This window comes from Streptomyces sp. NPDC030021, from assembly GCF_055574035.1.
On record NZ_JBVIAH010000023.1, the window covers coordinates 47812 to 64777 of the forward strand.

Genomic DNA, 16966 nt, shown 5'->3' on the forward strand with positions numbered 1-16966 from the left:
GCAAGGGGAGATATGCGACCGCAGTCGTGGGATTCCCGGGGCATGGTCGGCCGACATCGATCGGGATACCCGCGACGACGCCCGCCGACGCCGTCCGGGTACCTGCCGGCGGGCAACGCCCCGAGCACCGCAACGAGGTGGGCTGCCGTCGGCTGAGGAAAGACGTCACCGAATCGAGTGGCCTCGCGGCAGGCGCCGGTGACCTCGCGGACGGAGCAGCGCGTCCAAGGAGCGGCGGACCGACGCACGCACCGGACGGCCGCAGTGGCTACTCCTTCGAGGGCGGGCTCGTCCTCCTCGACCTCGTGTCGGGGGAGCGCCGGAACCTCTTCGCGGTCGACTGCCGGCGCGAGGTCCGTTGCCGTGGTGTTTTCGTGTGTTTTTTCATCGTGGCAGCGAGGGCCACGGTGATGATGATGGTGATTCCGCAGAGGAGGAGCGCGCCGATCACGCAGGCGAACATGAGGGCTGCTGCCCAGGCCAGTTCTTCGTAGGTCAGCGTCACGGGGCTCCTCTGGAGCGAGGGTGTATTGCGCGGGGACAGTCTGCCGGTGCACTCGTCCTCGGGCATCGTGAATCCGTTGAGTACGCGTTCTCAAGGCGCCGCGCCTCAGCACCGTTCCGGCGGGTGGTGCCGCCGGCGCCGACGCGGCCACAGGGTGGCGGTCGGCCGTGCACTGCGGGTGGATCGGTGAGTGGGCGGCCGCGAAGCGCCGTTGGGGCCCGGCGGTGAACCAGGTCGTCGAGCCCCGGGTTCCAGGGTGGCAGGGGTGACTCCGGAAAGCCCCCCGCTTCCTGAGCACTGTGCCCCGGCGGTCATCCGCCGGGGCACAGGCGCGTCAGGGCCGGGAGCCGGTGTCAGGGGGTGCAGTTCAGGGTGCCGGCGCGCAGCGCGTGGCCACCGTCGTTGCCGTCGTCGGACCACAGGACCGGCTTCTGGCCGGCGGTGCAGGTGGACTGGGGGGCGATGGCGAAGCCCTCGTTGTTGTAGTTGGGCATGCCGGTGGGCCGGTCGTGGACGGCGGTGGCGGTGAACTTGCCCTGGGCGTCGATGTCGAGGGTCGAGGTCTGGCCCTGGCAGGTGTCGTCGCAGGCCGCCCACAGGTGGCCGGTGGCGGGCTCGAACTCCAGGTCCATCACGCCGGTGAAGCCGCTCGCGATGGCGGCGACGCGGGTGTAGCCGCCGCCGGACAGGTTCAGGGCGTAGGCGTAGACGGTGCCGTTGTCCTCGACGCCGGTGAAGAACAGGCCGCTGCCGTGCCCCGGGTAGGAGGCCGGGTCGTACACGGCGCCGGTGTGCTCGTCACGGAAGCCGTGCGCGGTCAGGAACGAGTCGGGCACCCACGAGATGCCCTCGGGTCCGGCATTGGCCGGCAGGGAGGGCAGGTCGGAGGTGAGGTTCCACTCGGCGGTCGCGTTCAGGGAGGAGGAGCTGGAGGCGGTGTCGAAGCGGAGGATCTTCGGCAGGCTGGTGGAGCCGTTGCCGTTGTCGCGTTCGGTGGCGACGAACAGGCCGTCGGGGGTGGCGACGACGCCCTCGGCGTCGGGGTCGCCGCTGCCGTTCGCGTAGTGCAGGGCCTTGCCCGTTGCCCAGCCGCCGGCCGGGTCGGGACGCCATGTCGTGCCGTTGGGTACGAGCCGGTAGAGCTTGCCGGGCCCGTTGTTCACCGCCCAGAGCACGCCGGCGCTCTCGAAGGACAGGCCGCTGAGGTTTTCCCCGAACACGTTGGAGGCGTCCGCAAGGGCGACCGCGGAGTTGCCGGGCCAGGGTCCGTGGGTGGGCTGGCCGCCGCCGGAGGTGCCGCAGGCGTTGGCCGTGCCCTTGGTCGCGGCGGTCGTCGTGGTGAAGGCGCCGGTGCCGTCCGGGCAGCGGCCGTAGGTGGTGGTCGCGTGGTCGGTCCAAGTGGAGGAGTCGACGAGGGTGGTGCCGTCCGCAGTGAACAGCCGCGCGGAGTCGGAGCTGCCCAGGCCGAACGACGTCTCGACGTCCAGCGCGAGGAAGGCACCCGGGGCCAGCGACGTGTTCCTGGCGACCTTGTAGGAGTGGGAGTTGTCGTTGTCCTTGACGACCCACTTCGAGATGTCGACCGCGGTGGTCCCGGTGTTGACGAGCTCGATCCAGTCACCGGGGCTGCCGCCGCTCGACTCGACCTCGTTGATCCGCACCGTCGGCTGCGCCTGCGCCGAGGCCGGCGCACCGGACAGGCCGACGGCCAGCACCGTCAGGGCGACGGCGATGATGTGGGCTTCTCTACGCCAGTTCGTACGCAACGGCCGGTCCTCGTCTCATCCGGTGGGCGGGCGAGTGCGCCCGCGCTCCCGGCGAAGCGTGGGGCACAGCGGCGGCCGCAGGCTGAACACGCCGCGAACAGCGTGGGTAGCTCGTAGAACGGGGTCCCCCCGGACGGTCCCGGAGAGCGGTTCGGGGCCGGTGCGGCGGGCCTTGATCAGGGTGCAGAGGAGGTCCTTGGGTGAATCGGTCCCAGGCTGCGTGGGACGGACGTGGGAGGGCGGCGAGTTTCCGGTGCGCCCGGCACGATCTGCGAGCGGGGCCGGCGCGGACGCACGGACCAGCGGACCGCTCGGGCGCAGGCCGTCGCGCAGGCCATCCTGTGGCCCGCCCTGCAGGCCGCCCCGCAGGCCGAGGACCCGTTCGGGCGGCTTCCGTTGCGGCCGGGGCAGCGCCCCCGAAACCCTCTTTTCGTCCTCTTGACGATATGGACGCGGCTCGTTATCGTCGCATTGACGAAATGAAGGGGGTTCGCCATGGCCGACATCACCCGGCGCTTCGGCTGGCGTCATCTGCGCTCCGCGCCCACCGCTCACATCCGCCACCACAAGCGCGGCCGGCTCGTCCACGACGGGCGGGGGCTCAGTTTCTGGTACCGGTCGCTGTCGGCGGCGCTTTCCGAAGTGCCGGTCGACGACCGGGAGCTGGCCATGGCGTTCCACGCCCGTACGTCCGACTTCCAGGACGTCGCCGTGCAGGCCACCGTCACCTACCGGATCAGCGACCCGGCCGAGGCCGCGGACCGACTCGACTTCTCCGTCGATCCGGACACCGGGAGCTGGCGAGGCGCCCCGTTGGAGCAGATCGCCACCCTCCTCACCGAGACCGCGCAGCAGCACACGCTGGACGTACTGGCCCGGACTCCGCTGGCCGTCGCCCTGGTGGACGGTGTCGCCTCCGTGCGGGGGCGGGTCGCCGCCGGTCTCGCCGCAGAGCCCAGGCTCCCGGCCACCGGCATCGATGTCGTGGCCGTGCGGGTCGTGGCGATCCGCCCCGAGGCCGAGGTGGAACGCGCCCTGCGCACCCCGGCCCGCGAGCAGATCCAGCAGGAGGCGGACCGTGCCACCTATGAACGGCGGGCCGTCGCCGTCGAGCGTGAGCGTGCCATCGCCGAGAACGAGCTGGCCAGTCAGATCGAACTGGCCAGGCGCGAGGCGCAGCTGATCGACCAGCGCGGCATCAACGCCCGCCGCGAAGCGGAGGAGAAGGCGGCGGCGGACGGCGTACGCACCGAGACCGAGGCGGCCCGCAAGGTCCGCCTGGCCCGCGCGGACGCCGAGGCGGCGCGCGAGACCGGCGCGGCGCGCGCCGAGGCTCAGGCTGCCTGGCTGCGCGTGCACGAGGAAGCCGCCCCGGGCACGCTGCACGCCCTGGCGGTGACCCGGCTGGCGGAGAACCTGCCGCGGATCGAGAGCATCACACTCTCTCCCGACGTCCTCACCGGGCTCCTCACCAGGCTCGGACGTCCGGAAAGCGGCGCGGGCGAGTGAGCCTGGCCCCGCGGGCGGTGCTCGTGCACCGCAGGACCGAGTACGAGGAACTGCTCGCCCGGCACGGGACGCACGGGCAGGCCGCGTTCTTCCTCTCCAGCCGCGGCCGGTCGATCGACGAGGTGGTCCGCCGCCACGAGCGCACGCGGCAGGCGCTGCGGGAGGTGGCGGCGGCGGTGCCGCTCACCTGGCGCAGCTCCCGGGTGGAGCGGGCCGACCTGGACCGCTTCCTGTTCGCCCCGGAGGACGTGGTGGTCGTGGTCGGCCAGGACGGCCTGGTCGCCAACACCGCGAAATATCTGCGCGGACAGCCGGTGGTGGGCATCGACACCGACCCGGGGCGCAATCCGGGGGTCCTGGTCCGGCACCGCTGCGCCGACACGGCCGCCCTGCTGCGTGCCGCGACCGCCGCCGGCAGCCGGGCAGAGGAGCTGACCATGGTCGAGGCCGTCGCCGACGACACCCAGCGCCTTCTCGCGCTGAACGAGATCTACCTGGGCTCGCCCGGTCACCAGACGGCCCGCTACCGCCTGGGCTCCGACGGCGACAAGGGCCCGGGCGAGGCCCAGGCGTCCTCCGGGGTGCTGGTGGGCACCGGCACGGGCGCCACCGGCTGGCTGCGTTCCGTGTGGCTGGAGCGCGGCAGCCACGCGGGGCTGCCCACCCCCAGCGACCGGCGGCTCCTGTGGTTCGTGCGCGAGGCCTGGCCGTCCCCAACGACCGGAACGACGAAGGTCGCCGGTGAGCTGGGGCGGGGGCAGGAGCTGCGGCTGACCGTGGAGTCGGACCGGATCGTGGTCTTCGGCGACGGAATGGAGAGCGACGCCCTGGAGCTGACCTGGGGTCAGAGCGTACGGCTGGGCATCGCGGGAACGTCGCTGCGCCTGGTGACGTGAGCGGCCCTGCCCGACCGGCTGTCGCCACCGCAGACCCACAGGGGGACGACGCGCCACGAGGTTCCTGCGGCTGCGGCAACTGTGCCCGGTCCTGCTCCGTGGCGGGCGATCGGGGCCACGGTGCCGGGAACCCCCGTAGGTGCATGAGCGCCGGGCGTATTTCTACTCCAGCAGCTTTCGTCTGGTGCGCTAACTTGCCAACGCCCCCTGGGAACGACCAGCTGCCGCAGTGCAGGACGACCGAGTGCGGGACTACCGAATGCAGGACAGCCGGAGGATCGCCCATGCCCCGAGATGCGCCGTACCTCGCAGTGGCCGACGTGCTGCGCGCACGGATTCTCGTGGGAGAGTGGGAGATCGGGGAGCGCCTGCCGTCCCGGGCACGGCTCGCCGTGGAGTACGGGGTCGGACGCAACGTCATGCAGAGGGCCATGGACCGTTTGATCACCGACGGTCTCCTCGAAGGACGTGCCGGCTCAGGCACCTACGTCCGCATGCCGCGAGAGCGCCTGCGGCTGGTCCGCTCGCGACACCGCGAACGCAGGGAAGGCTCCCGCCCCTGGCCGGACAGGAAGGAGCGGGGCAGGGCCGACGCCTGGGATTCACACAGCCAGGTGCGCGTCCCCGCCCCCGAGGCGATCGCCGAGCGGCTCGCCATCAGCCCCGGGAACCTCTGCGTCACCACGCATTACGAGTTCCTCGCCGACGGGCAACCCGTCCAGCTTTCCGAATCCTGGGAGCCGATGGCCATCACGGATGGAACGCCGATCGTGCTGCCCGAGAGGGGTCCCCTGGCGGGAAAGGGGGTGGCTGAGCGCATGCGCTCCATCGGTGTGGTCATCTCGACCGTGGTCGAGGTGCCACGCCCGGCTCGTGCCACCCAGGTCCAGGCGAACCTTCTGGGGATCAGCGTGGGGGACCTCGTGCTCCAGATCGAGCGGACCATCTTCGACACGGACGGACGTCCGGTGGAAACGGCCGACATGGTCATTCCGGATGTGCGCCGAGAAGTGGTCTACGAGTTCGGAGTCGACCTCCCGTAATCGTTGAAGGCATCAGAGACATCGAGACATCGAGACATCGAGACATCGGAAATGCGACAGTAGGGTATTGGAATGTCGAAATCCTCCCGGTCCGGCCTCTTGCGTGATCGGGACTTCGGGCGATTGTTCGCCGCCACTGCCCTCGGTCAACTCGGCGACCGCATCATCTTTCTGGCCCTGCCTCTGGCCGCCATCGCGGCATTGCGTGCGGACGAGTTCCAGATCGGATTGCTGACTGCGGTGACCACGGCAGGATCGCTCCTGGTCGGGCTGCCGGCAGGCGCCTGGGTGGACCGGATGCGGAAGCGATCGGTGATGGTCGGCACTGATCTCGCCCGCGCGCTGGTTCTTTTGGCGATACCAGTGGCGTGGTGGGCAGGCCTTCTCACCATCTGGTGGCTCTATGCAGTCGCCTTGGTTCATGGAGTGTTGACTGTCTTCTTCGATGTCGCGTACGTCAGCTATCTCCCGCACTTGGTGGGGCGCGGCAATCTCGTGGAAGGGAACTCAAAACTGTCGGCAATACGCTCGGCGGCCAGTATCAGTGGGCCGGCGGTGGCCGGGCCGCTGGTCGGCCTGGTCGGATCCCCTGCGACGTTTTTGATGAGTTCGGCCGGGATGGCTGCGTCGGCGCTGCTCGCGAGCACCATCCGGAAACGCGAACGGAAGCCGGAGCCGAGTGAGCACCCTCAATTGGGTCGGGAGATCAAGGAGGGATTGAAGTTCCTTGTCAAATGCCCCACCTTACGTGCAATCGTGTTGGCGGATGCGATATTCAACCTCTTCCTGGTCATGTATCAAACCATGTTGCTGGTCTTTCTGGAGCGGGAGACGGGTCTCCAGCCCTTCGGCATCGGCCTCATTCTGTCGGGAATGGGTTGCGGTGCCTTGCTGGGTGCACTGTCGGCAACCAGGCTCTCGAAGTGGGTCGGCCAAGGTCCGGTCATCTGGCTCGCGCCACTGGTCACCTGTCCGTTGACCCTCCTCATGCCGTTGGCGCGAACGGGTTGGAGTGTGTACGCGGCTGCGATCGGACTCGCGGCTCTTTCGCTGGGCGGAGTCGTTCGCGTGGTGGCTCAGTCAAGCTTCCAACAGGCCCTGACGCCCGATCGGCTTCTGGGTCGTACGAGCGCAACAGCTCGATTCGTTTCCTGTGGTGGCATCCCTCTCGGTGGGCTTTTGGGTGGAGCCTCGGGCTCTGTGTTCGGAGCAACAGGCACGTTGTGCATCGGTGCAGCCGGTATGACGCTGAGCGCCCTTCCGAACTTCCTGTCACCGCTTCGCACGCTGCGGACACTACCCACGGAGAAGACCCCCGAGTTCGCGCGCTGAGGCACAGGCGCGGTCGCGCCGGGCGCTCGTGCGGCGTACGCCCGACGGCGGGAGACTGGAGTTCTCGGCAGCCTGGAGCAGCGGCTCCGGCCGCCCCCGGCCAGACGGCGGGAGGACCCATGACCGCGCTCGGCGACCTGATCGAGATCGACGACAGGACCGTGCTCGTCCTCGGCCAGGAGCTGGATCTCGCGCACGATCAGCCCGACGTCGCCAACGCCCTGGTGCACCGGGCCGGCGACACCCTGGTGCTCGTCGACACCGGCGTCACCCCGGCCTTCCGCGCGGCGTTGCGGGCGGCAGCGGACCGCGTCGGGCCCTGGTCCCGGGCGCTGCTGCTGACCACGCACGGTCATCCCGACCACGTCGGCAACAACGACCTGGCCGACGAGCTGGGCGTGCCCGTCGAGCACTATGTACCCGCCCCCGACCTGGACCAGATGCGGGACCCGGAGTCCTACTGGGTGCGGTCCTTCGAGCGCATCGCCTGGGCGGCGCCGCTACCGGCGCCCGAACTGGCAGCCGAGGTGGTGTCGCTCTTCGCGCCGATGCGGCCCTTCGCCGCGGCGACCCGGACCTACGAGGAACGGCCGCGGGAGCGGATCCGGATCGGCTCGCTGCGGTTCACCGGCTGGACCTTCGCCGACGACGCGGTCCGGGTGCTGCGCAGCCAGGGCCACTGCGCCGGGCACGTGATCGTGCACCTGAGGGACTGCGGCGTCCTCCACCTCTCCGACGAGGGCAACGGCCCCTGTGGTGCGATGGTCGACGCCGACCAGCTCAAGATCCAGACCGCGCTCGGCGCCGTCGCCGGCCTCTTCGAGCAGGAGGAAGCCGCGGTCCTCACCGACGGGCACACCTTCGCCGTGCGCCGTGGCCCCGAGGCGGTGCGCTATCTGGACGGGCTGCTGGCGCAGGCCACCGCCCTGCAGGAGGCGGTACTCGGGCTGACCGGCGGGAGCGGGCGGATCCGGCCGAGCGTGTTCACCACCCGCTTGGCGCAGGCCATCGCCGAACTCGGGGCGGGCGGCGCGAACCCGAACGAGATGTTCACCGCCATGATGGCGCTCAACCAGCTCCGTGAGCTCGGCCTCCGCCCGGAGCCGGCCGACGACGCCGACGCGCCCTGGTCCCGGCCCACACTCCGGAACCCCACGCCGCCCCGGTAACGGCAGTGCGCGGGGTACGGGTCTCCCGTCGGAGGTGTCCCCACCGGGCGGACCGACTGCCGGGCCGCCTCCTCGACGCCACTTCCACCTCCCGGACCACCCGCCCTCCGCGCCCGCCGCCTCCCGGCCCCGCATCAACCCGGTTCGTCATGCGGCCCGCGCCCGCGTGCGGCCGGTGGGCGCCGTGATGCGGGACGCGGGCGTCAAGGAGTTCTTGACAAGTTGGCCGCGTCAAGGTTTCCTTGACGCATGTTGATCTTGAATTCGAAGGTCCGGCGCCGGGACCCCTTCCCTGCCACCGCGTCGACCGCATCCACCGCACCCATGGCCGCCGTGCTGCCGCTCGCCGTGAGTCTGCCGGCCGTGACGGTGATGTTCGGCGACCGGCTCGGCACCTTCGCCACCGTCGCCCTGATCGTCGTGGGCCTCGCACTCATCGCCTGCACGGCCGGCCTGGCCGCCCGGGCGGCGGCCCACTCCGCCGAGCGGGCGCGCCGCGACGAGGCGGTCCTCGACGCCCTCGAACCCCTTGCCGGACTGCGCCGATGAGCGACGAACCACTGCTCCACCCGGTGGAGATGGACCGGATCCGGGAAGGGATCGCCGCAGCCGTACTCGGAGCCCCCGAAGGGCTGGCCGAGTCGCTCGAACACGACGCCCACGGCTACCTGCGCCTGGTGGACGCCTCGCGCGTCGGTGCCGAGGAGGCGAGCAGGCTGCTGCGCGAGGCCGTCCAGGGCGCCAGGGCCGCTGGCCACAGCTGGGACACGGTGGGCCGGGTCCTGGGGGTGAGCCGCCAGGCCGCCCAGCAGCGCTTCTCGGGCAAGGCCGCGGGCGCGGCCCCGTCGGCACCGTCCACCGGGGCGCCGAACGCCCCGAAGCGCCGCACGCTCAGCGGGTTGACCGCGTTCAACGAGATGGCCGCCCTGGAGGAAGCCGGCCGCGACGGCTGGCACATGGTCGGCTACGGCCCCTTCTTCCACGAGGTGGAGGCGTCCGGCCACCCCTGGGAGCACTGCCGGGTCACGCTCCCCTCCCTCGCGCGGCACCGGCGGATGGAATCAGAAGGATGGATTCCGGTCGGCGCGGGATGGTTCCCGTGGCGGTACTACAAGCGGCCCGTCGACCCCGGCACCAAAGCCGCTACCTAGTGCTGTAAAAGTGGATCTTGCCCCATGAATGATCTTCATTCATGGGGCGGGGTGATCTCACTGATGAACAGTGGGCGGTGTTGGAGCCGTTGTTGCCGATGGGGACGAAGGCGGGGCGGCCGCCTGTCTGGCCCCGGCGGCAGTTGATCGACGGCATACGGTTCCGGGTCCGAACGGGCGTTCCGTGGCGGGACGTGCCCGTCGAGTACGGCCCGTGGGGCAGGATCTACGACTTGTTCCGCCGATGGCAGCGAAACGGCACCTGGCACCGGGTCTTCAGCCGGCTCCAGTCCCTGGCCGATGCGAAGGGCGCGATCGTGTGGGATCTGAGCGCCGATTCCACGGTGTGCCGCGCCCATCAGCACGCGGCTGGAGCCCGGAAGCAGGGTGACCTTCAGAAGGAACCGCCGGGTGGTGTCTTCACCGAGCCCCGTGATCATGGACTGGGACGCTCTCGTGGCGGGTTCACCACCAAGGTGCACCTGACCGTCGAGCAGGGCCAGAAGCCCATGTCGATCGTGGTAACGGCCGGGCAGCGCGGCGACTCGCCGCAGTTCGAACCCGTGCTGAGGAAGGTCCGCGTGCCCCGCATCGGGCCGGGCCGGCCGCGCGTCCGCCCCGATCGGGTGCGTGCTGATAAGGCGTACGCCTCCCGCAAGAACCGCGCTTACCTGCGTCGCCGAGGGATCCGCTGCACCATCCCGGACAAGGTCGACCAGGCGCGCCACCGCAAACAGCGCGGCTCCCGCGGCGGCCGGCCGCCGAAGTTCGACCCGGTCGACTACCGTGAGCGCCACGCGGTCGAGTGTGGGATCAACCGCCTCAAGAGGTACCGCGCCGTCGCCATGCGATACGACAAGCTAGCGGTCCGCTATGAGGCGACCGTCCTCATAGCGGCCATCGGCGAATGGCTGTGACCAGCACACATCAAGCGCGTCCAAAACCAGCCCGCAGGCATGGAGGTGCTCTCACTCCACGGCAGCATTGAGGAGAATCTGCGCCAGCTCGCGCGGCTGGGAGAACATCGGCCAATGGCCGGTGTCCATCTTGACCAGCCGCCAGCGCTTGCTGTTCACCAGCTCAGCCACATCTTCGTCGGGCTCGGCGTCGTCAGGCTCGGCCCCTGGCATCACGCAGAGGATGTATGTCGCCGGAAGTTCACCGAGCGGCCCCGACAGCGCAGCGGGCTCGGTCAGCGTGGCACCTGGGTGGGGCGTCGAGCCACGCACGAGGCGTGCGATCTGCTCATCGGTGAGACCCTCGCCGTCGTAATGAGCAGCTGGCGCGAGCGGCCAAAACCCTCCGCTCTCGGCGATCGATGCCTCCACTGCCGCCCCGCCGTCCGGCCAGGCGGAGACAAACGACTCGCCGTCAGTTGGAACGCTTGAGTCGACGAATACTACGCGGGCCAGTCGGTCACCGATCCGCTCCGCGGCCTGACCTACCGGGATGCCCGAGTAGCTGTGACCCACCAGGACTACGTCACGCAGACTCTGGCGTTCTACCTCGGCAACGATGTCCTGGACGTGAGTCGCTTGCCCCGCCGGTACACCCTGCTTGTCAGCAAGACCGGAGAGCGTCAACGGATAGACGCCGTGGCCAGCCGCGCGCAGATACGGCACCACCTCGCCCCACGCCCACGCCCCGAGCCGTGCACCTGCAACCAGCACGAAGTTCACCATGCCCGCACCGTAGCCGGGCAGCCTGACGATCTCCTAGGAAATACTTTCGATACGCGCCCTAGGCCCGGCCGAGGTCTCCGCTCAAGCGGATCCGGAGGAGATCGGCGCGGTCCGTGCCGCTCGGGCGGAATTGCGGCACGGGTACAGACGGCAGGAGACGGCCTCTCGCGACCGCCCCCTTGCGACGGCCGGCCGGCGCTGTCGTAAGCTCCGCGCGGTGATCAACCACGTATGCGGACGGTTGAACCACGACCGGGAAGGGCACGGCGCCCCAATGCGCCCGGAGACGAACGAGAACCGGGATTGAGGGTGTCAGGGTCATGAGGAACGCACGCGGCAGATGGGGAGTCGCAGGCGCGGTCGCTCTCGTCCTGTCGGGGGCCACGAGCTGTGGGGCGGCCGTGACGGCCGGACATAACGGCCCGCCGCCCGCCGGCATACGCACCGTGGTGCACGACGATGCCGGCGCCGAGAGCGAACGCATCGCGGCCGAGGACCATTGGGCCCGTGGCGGCATGGCAGCCGTGGCCCGCTCGGACGCCAAGGACGATCTGGTCCAGCCCGCGTGGACCGGCGGTGGCTCGATCGCCCGTACGGTCGGCCGGTTGTACGCCTTGGGTGCGGACGGCAACTCCGGTGCCTGCACCGCAACCGTCGTCGGCACTCGCACCGTGATCACTGCGGCGCACTGTGTCAGGACCTCGGTCGAAGGAGCTCCGGCGCGTGCGGCCACCTGGGACAAGGGGCTCTACTTCGTTCCGGGGTATCAGGAGGGGGCGGGGCCTCACGGTGGATTCACGGTGCGCCGGGTGAGGATGGCCGAGGACTGGCAGAAGGACGGCCAGGACGTCGCGATGCTGGAAATGAACCCCGGCGCCGACGGGCGGAACATCTCCGAGGTGACCGGCGCCCAACCCATCTCGTTCACCGCGCAACCGAGCGCGTCGGCGCACTTCTTCGGCTACCCGTACACGGACCGCATCCTGCACTGTTCGGGCGTCACCGGATGGGCGGCCGGCAAGACCCTGTTGCGCGTCCCCTGCGTGATGGGGAGGGGTTCGAGCGGCGGCCCCTACGTCTCGGGCGATGACGCGGGGGAGGGCGTCGTCGCAGCGGTGAACATCAGCAGTGACGAGGACGCGAGCTACGGAACGGCACTCGGCGCCTTCGCGCAGAGCCTCTACGAACAGTCCGAGCACAGCTGACGAAGCCGTGGGCAATAGCCGGGGACGGGGCCCCGGGCGTCGCCGGCAGCCAGTGACAACCCCAAGGGGAGCCTGGGCAAGCCCGGCCGGACATACCCGGCCGCGGCCGGTGGAGGAGGAAGCGGTGCGCAGTTTCGAGCGGGCCGGACGGTCGTACGGCGCGACGTACACCGCTCCGGACGGGTGTGGAGCGAACAGGCGCTGCGGGTCGTCGCCGACACCGACGAGGCGCTGGTGACCGCCTGCACGCCCGGAGCGGAGGGCCGCCGGCCCGCCCTGTACGCGAAGGCCCGCGACGACGGGGACCGTTCGGTGCGCCCGGAGCGGTGGGCGGCCTGGAGGTGGGAACCGGCCTGGCCCCCGCCTCGCCTTCCCCGCCCGACGGCGGCCGCGGAGAGGCTTGCACCGGAGGGAGGCTGAACCGCTCCCGGCCGGAGCAGGCCGACCCCGAGTGGTTCTCACCCTGCCCTTCGAGCCGGTGCTCGCCCAGGCCACCGAGTACCTCCCCGGCTCCGGCGTCCTGGCGAGCGGCTTCGCGGCGGGGCAGAAGTCCGCCGGTTCTCCGGACACTCAGATGTTGTGCGGGGCCCCGTCCTTGGCGACGTAGGCCGGGCGGGTCACGTCGGGCCGGCGGCTCCTGGCTGATCGGGCAGTTCAGGACCTCGATGATCTCGTTCGGCCGCAAGGTTCGGTTTCCCCTGCTCAGCGCAGTTGCTCGGCCAGTCCGACGATGATGCCCTCCGGGCCGCGGACGTAGCAGAGCAGATGGCTGTCGTCGAACCGGGCGATCTCGCCGACGAGTTCGGCGCCGTGAGGGCGCAGGCGGGCAACGGTGTCCTCGATGTCGTCGACGGCGAACATGACGCGGTGCGTGCCCAGAACGTTGTGCGGCCGGTTGCGCGGCCCGGCGCTGATCGCCGTGGGGCTGCGGTACTTCGCCAGCTCGAGCCGGCTGTGACCGTCCGGGGTCCGGACCATCGCGATGTCACAGCGGACGCCGTCGAGTCCGGTGCACTGGTCGGCGAAAGCGCCCTCGACCTCCGCCCTGCCCTCCAGCTCCATGCCGAGTTCCACGAAGAACGCGATGGCGGCATCCATGTCCTCGACGACGATGCCGACGTTGTCCATCCGCTGAATCGCCATGCCGGTATCTCCTTCTTCCTCGTGCGGCCGGTGATGGCCGCAGGTGTCCCTGAGACGAAGCCGGTGGCACGTTCTCGACATCCTCGGACCGCCGAACTCCGAAAGATCTGGATCACCCCTCGGCGCCGCAGCGGCAGGCTCGCGAACCAGGCGCCACCACCGAGGGCGAGTGCGGCGCAGACGGCCGCTCCCATGAAGACGATCAGCCGCAGCGTGCCGTCCCCGCTTCTCCATGCTTCCTCGACGATCCGCAGCATGCGCGCTCAAGCATTGCGCCTCCCCCATATTCACGGTGCCGGACCACCCTTTCGGCGGGTGGAGTTCCACGTGCCGCTCGCGGCCACGCCGCGCGGAGCCCGCGCGAGCCGGGGGCCGCGCTGCCCCGGCGGGGGCGGGGGTCGGCAGGCCGCCTTCCCGGCCGACCGGGGCGCGGATGTGGTCGCTGCGACGGAGACGGACCTGGTGTCCCGCCGGCGCCCGGCGGGTGGACCTGCGACCGGAGCCGGTCATGGGGGCCACGCGGGACCGCGCGGCGGCGACGATCAACGTCCCGCCCGTCCGTCGACGGAGGGGACTCGCTTCTCAGGCGGCGCCGGTCTTCGCCGCCGCCGCCGCGGCCTCGGCGCCGTCGGCCGCCTCGGCAGGGGCCGGTCGTGGCCCCCGGACGAGCGGGACCGTCGCGCACGCGGCGAGCAGGGACGCCACGGCGACCGCGTACCAGCCGTGCCGGAACGCGGCGACAGCGTGTCCGGAGGCCGGAGTGCCGAGGATGCCGACCAGGATCGCGACGCCGAGGACCGCGCCGATCTGGCGGCCCATCGAGGTGATGGCCGAGCCGGTGGCGAAGCGGGCCGGCGGCAGTGCGGCCGCCGACGCCCCGGTCAGGACCGGGAGCGTCATACCGACGCCGAGGCCGGTCAGCATCATGCCGCGCACGACCTCGATCTGACGTCGACGTGCCGGACCTGCGGTGAGGAGGTCGGGCCGGGAAGTCTCACGATCGACGTGCGGGCGCCCGGGTGGGACCGGGCCGGGCCGGTCGAAGGCTCCTGAACTCAGCAGCGATCAGCAGCCATCAGCAGCGAAGACGCGAAAGCCGTCGCCGAAAGTTTCGCAACCGTTCCCTGCGCCCTGCGCCGGTGCCTCCCGTACGGTTCTCTTGATCGTTTTCGGCGTCGGGGGACACGGGACATGGGCAGCTGAGACAGGGAGCGGCTGGCGGTGACGCGCTGCGGCCGGAGGCCGACGGAGCGGCGCCACCCGCCGCCGGACACGCCGGATGAGGCGGCCAAGCGTCGCCGGCCTTGCGCGGTCGGGCATCCAGAGCCCTGGCGTCCATCTGCGGGCAGACGGTTCTGGCTTCGGCCGGATGACCTGGACCTGATGACTGGGAGGACCTCCCGGTCGGAGGCCCGGCCGGGAAACGGCCTTGAGTCTCCAGTGACTGGAGACAGCAGAGTGGGGGACATGGACGCTACGACCCTCTACTCGATCGGGGAGCTCTCCCGACGAACCGGCCTGCCCGTGAGGACCATCCGGTTCTACTCCGATTCGGGGGTGGTGGCGCCGACCACACGAAGTCCCGCCGGTTATCGGCTCTACGACGTCGACGCACTGCTTCGTCTGGAACTCCTGCGCACACTGCGTGAGCTGGGCATGGACCTGGCCACGGTTCGGCGGGTGCTGGACCGGGAGCTCTCCGTGGCGGAAGTCGCCGCGGCGCACGCCGACGCTCTGGACGTCCAGATCCGGGTGCTGCACCTGCGCCGGAGCGTCCTGCGAGCCGTGGCCAGAGGCGGGTCCAGCCCCGAGGAGACGAAGCTCATGCACAGGCTCACGCAGTTGTCCGGCGAGGAACGCCGACGGTTGATCGACGATTTCGTGGAGGGCGCCTTCGGCACGGCAGATGCCGTCCCGGCCGCGGTGGCCATGGTTCGTGCTGCCACTCCCGACCTCCCCGATGCTCCCTCCAGTGAGCAGGTCGCGGCGTGGGCGGAACTCGCCGAGCTGGTCGGCGCCGAGGACTTCCGTGCCCGGATGCGCCGCACCGCCGTGTACCAGGCCACCGGGCGGCCACTCGACATCGAGAGCGAGGCCGGCGAGGAACTGATGGATCTCACCCGTCAGAAAGTCGCCGAGGCCTTGGAGTCGGGCATCGACCCGGTCGGCGACAGGGGCACACGCATCATCGACGACCTCGTACACCGTTTCGCCGCGGTGTTCGCCCGCACCCCGGGCCCGGCATTCCGGGACTGGATGGCCGAGCAGTTCGAAGAGGCACACGATCCCCGGGTGGACCGGTACTGGCGGCTGGTGTGGATCGTCAACGGCTGGCAGGTGGTACCGAACCTGGCACCGATCTACCCCTGGCTCGTCCAAGCCCTGCGAAATGGCCGCGAAGCGTAGCCACCGCCCTGGAAACCGCCCCGGCCCGCTGCCTGAGCGCCGCGTCCGCGATGCGGGCCACTCGTCCAGCTGGCGGCAAGGACGTACGAAGGGCTCGGTCGGCCGTTCGGCGAAGTGGGCATTTTCGGCCCCTTCGCCACCGCCCACGCCGACTGCCGGCAGAAATCCGTGACGTGCGGGCTGCATCACCCCGGCCTGCCTGCGCCAGGGCAGGAGCGACTCGGCCAGGTTTTGCAGCCTTGTAGGCTCCTCGAATGCCGCAGTCCAGAGAACCGCACTTGCCAGTGTCGGGGAAACACGTACGCCGGGCCGTCGCCCACTGCCTCGACGCCCTCGAAGGCATTCCCGCTGCCCAATGGCACGACCGGGCCGGAGGCCTGGAGTGGACGCGCCGGGAGACCCTTGAGCACCTCGCGGACGACCTGCTCACCTACGCGCTGCGGTTCGGGCTCGCCGAGCCCATGGGAGTGCCGCGCGTCCCGCTGCGCGTTTCCTGCGATCGACCCGATGGCCCGGCCAACGTCATCTTCGGAGACCGTGACGCAGGGCCGGAGGGACTCCTGACCGTCGTGGAGGCCTGCGGCGGACTGCTCGCAAGCGTCGTGGACACCGCGGCCGCAACCACCTTGGCCCCACACGTCTTCGGAGCCTCCGACCCGGAGGGCTTCGCGGCCATGGGCATCGTCGAGACAGTGGTCCACACCCACGACATCACCCAGGGCCTGGGCCGTGGCTGGGAGCCCCCGCAGGACCTGTGCGAACGGGCCCTCGCGCGTTTGTTCCCCGACGTGCCCGTCACCGGCGACCCGTGGTCGACCTTGCTGTGGGCCACCGGACGCTTCGAAACGCCCGATCGCCCACGCAGGACCGACTGGCGCTGGCACGGCGCGCCGCACAGCCGCAGCTGACTCGAACGACGCGTCAATACAAGGGTGTTGCATCGGGTGCATCCCGGCCGTGCCAGGGCTGCCGGGCTACGGGGCGGGGGTGCAGGTGACGGCGTTCCCGCCGCAGCCACAGCCCCGCGCACCGGGGACGTCGCGGTGGCCGGCTCGCAGGAGTACGAGGACCGGTCCGAGCAGTTGCTCGCGAGCGGCCCTCCGCGAAGCGGCTGGAGCAGGAGGTCAAGGCCCGGATGCCGGAGCGCACCCTGACGGGG

Annotated in this window: 18 protein-coding genes; 13 read left to right on the top strand and 5 right to left on the bottom strand. The window is 70.6% G+C overall.

What is annotated here, in order from left to right:
- Positions 1-268 precede the first annotated feature (268 nt).
- Both ACZ4YL_RS33935 and ACZ4YL_RS33940 read right to left on the bottom strand, forming a co-directional pair.
- Positions 269-505 (bottom strand): hypothetical protein, encoded by a 237-nt coding sequence (locus ACZ4YL_RS33935; protein WP_468121647.1) that lies wholly within the window; start codon positions 503-505, stop codon positions 269-271.
- Between the two features lie 353 nt (positions 506-858).
- Positions 859-2271, bottom strand: a complete 1413-nt coding sequence (locus ACZ4YL_RS33940; RefSeq protein WP_468121648.1) for a lamin tail domain-containing protein — start codon at positions 2269-2271, stop codon at positions 859-861.
- A gap of 495 nt (positions 2272-2766) precedes the next feature.
- On the opposite strand from ACZ4YL_RS33940, the gene ACZ4YL_RS33945 reads away from it, so the two are divergent.
- The 8 genes from ACZ4YL_RS33945 to ACZ4YL_RS33980 all read left to right on the top strand — a co-directional run bounded on the left by ACZ4YL_RS33945 (position 2767) and on the right by ACZ4YL_RS33980 (position 10288).
- Positions 2767-3780 (top strand): SPFH domain-containing protein, encoded by a 1014-nt coding sequence (locus ACZ4YL_RS33945; RefSeq protein WP_468121649.1) that lies wholly within the window; start codon positions 2767-2769, stop codon positions 3778-3780.
- Positions 3777-4676, top strand: a complete 900-nt coding sequence (locus ACZ4YL_RS33950) for a hypothetical protein (protein WP_468121650.1) — start codon at positions 3777-3779, stop codon at positions 4674-4676. The genes ACZ4YL_RS33945 and ACZ4YL_RS33950 overlap by 4 nt, the downstream gene beginning before the upstream one ends.
- 284 nt (positions 4677-4960) lie before the next feature.
- On the top strand, positions 4961-5719 hold the full coding sequence (locus ACZ4YL_RS33955; RefSeq protein ID WP_468121651.1) for a GntR family transcriptional regulator: 759 nt from the start codon (positions 4961-4963) through the stop codon (positions 5717-5719).
- A gap of 72 nt (positions 5720-5791) precedes the next feature.
- Positions 5792-7051, top strand: a complete 1260-nt coding sequence (locus ACZ4YL_RS33960; protein ID WP_468121652.1) for an MFS transporter — start codon at positions 5792-5794, stop codon at positions 7049-7051.
- 119 nt (positions 7052-7170) lie between these two features.
- Positions 7171-8220, top strand: coding sequence for an MBL fold metallo-hydrolase (locus ACZ4YL_RS33965; protein WP_468121653.1), 1050 nt, complete (start codon positions 7171-7173; stop codon positions 8218-8220).
- Positions 8221-8469: 249 nt separating this feature from the next.
- Positions 8470-8769, top strand: a complete 300-nt coding sequence (locus tag ACZ4YL_RS33970) for a hypothetical protein (protein ID WP_468121654.1) — start codon at positions 8470-8472, stop codon at positions 8767-8769.
- The gene (locus tag ACZ4YL_RS33975; protein ID WP_468121655.1) at positions 8766-9371 is read left to right on the top strand and encodes a hypothetical protein; all 606 of its coding nucleotides are present in this window, start codon (positions 8766-8768) and stop codon (positions 9369-9371) included. The genes ACZ4YL_RS33970 and ACZ4YL_RS33975 overlap by 4 nt, the downstream gene beginning before the upstream one ends.
- A gap of 41 nt (positions 9372-9412) precedes the next feature.
- The gene (locus ACZ4YL_RS33980) at positions 9413-10288 is read left to right on the top strand and encodes an IS5 family transposase (RefSeq protein ID WP_468121656.1); all 876 of its coding nucleotides are present in this window, start codon (positions 9413-9415) and stop codon (positions 10286-10288) included.
- Positions 10289-10339: 51 nt separating this feature from the next.
- Here ACZ4YL_RS33980 and ACZ4YL_RS33985 read toward each other — a convergent pair whose 3' ends face one another.
- A complete protein-coding gene (locus ACZ4YL_RS33985) occupies positions 10340-11053 on the bottom strand; it encodes an alpha/beta fold hydrolase (protein ID WP_468121657.1) in 714 nt (237 codons plus the stop codon).
- Between the two features lie 320 nt (positions 11054-11373).
- On the opposite strand from ACZ4YL_RS33985, the gene ACZ4YL_RS33990 reads away from it, so the two are divergent.
- The 3 genes from ACZ4YL_RS33990 to ACZ4YL_RS34000 all read left to right on the top strand — a co-directional run bounded on the left by ACZ4YL_RS33990 (position 11374) and on the right by ACZ4YL_RS34000 (position 12865).
- The gene (locus ACZ4YL_RS33990) at positions 11374-12258 is read left to right on the top strand and encodes a trypsin-like serine peptidase (protein ID WP_468121658.1); all 885 of its coding nucleotides are present in this window, start codon (positions 11374-11376) and stop codon (positions 12256-12258) included.
- Positions 12259-12441: 183 nt separating this feature from the next.
- The gene (locus tag ACZ4YL_RS33995; protein WP_468121659.1) at positions 12442-12678 is read left to right on the top strand and encodes a hypothetical protein; all 237 of its coding nucleotides are present in this window, start codon (positions 12442-12444) and stop codon (positions 12676-12678) included.
- Between the two features lie 31 nt (positions 12679-12709).
- Positions 12710-12865 carry a hypothetical protein gene (locus ACZ4YL_RS34000; RefSeq protein ID WP_468121660.1) on the top strand — a complete coding sequence of 52 codons (156 nt, stop codon included), beginning with the start codon at positions 12710-12712 and terminating at the stop codon, positions 12863-12865.
- Positions 12866-12960: 95 nt separating this feature from the next.
- Here ACZ4YL_RS34000 and ACZ4YL_RS34005 read toward each other — a convergent pair whose 3' ends face one another.
- Together ACZ4YL_RS34005 and ACZ4YL_RS34010 are read right to left on the bottom strand one after the other, a co-directional pair.
- On the bottom strand, positions 12961-13401 hold the full coding sequence (locus tag ACZ4YL_RS34005) for a VOC family protein (protein WP_468121661.1): 441 nt from the start codon (positions 13399-13401) through the stop codon (positions 12961-12963).
- A 582-nt stretch (positions 13402-13983) separates the two neighbouring features.
- Complete coding sequence (locus ACZ4YL_RS34010) at positions 13984-14337, bottom strand: hypothetical protein (protein WP_468121662.1); 354 nt, start codon at positions 14335-14337, stop codon at positions 13984-13986.
- A gap of 531 nt (positions 14338-14868) precedes the next feature.
- On the opposite strand from ACZ4YL_RS34010, the gene ACZ4YL_RS34015 reads away from it, so the two are divergent.
- Together ACZ4YL_RS34015 and ACZ4YL_RS34020 are read left to right on the top strand one after the other, a co-directional pair.
- On the top strand, positions 14869-15807 hold the full coding sequence (locus ACZ4YL_RS34015) for a MerR family transcriptional regulator (RefSeq protein ID WP_468121663.1): 939 nt from the start codon (positions 14869-14871) through the stop codon (positions 15805-15807).
- Between the two features lie 254 nt (positions 15808-16061).
- Positions 16062-16715 (top strand): DinB family protein, encoded by a 654-nt coding sequence (locus ACZ4YL_RS34020; RefSeq protein ID WP_468121664.1) that lies wholly within the window; start codon positions 16062-16064, stop codon positions 16713-16715.
- Positions 16716-16966 lie beyond the last annotated feature (251 nt).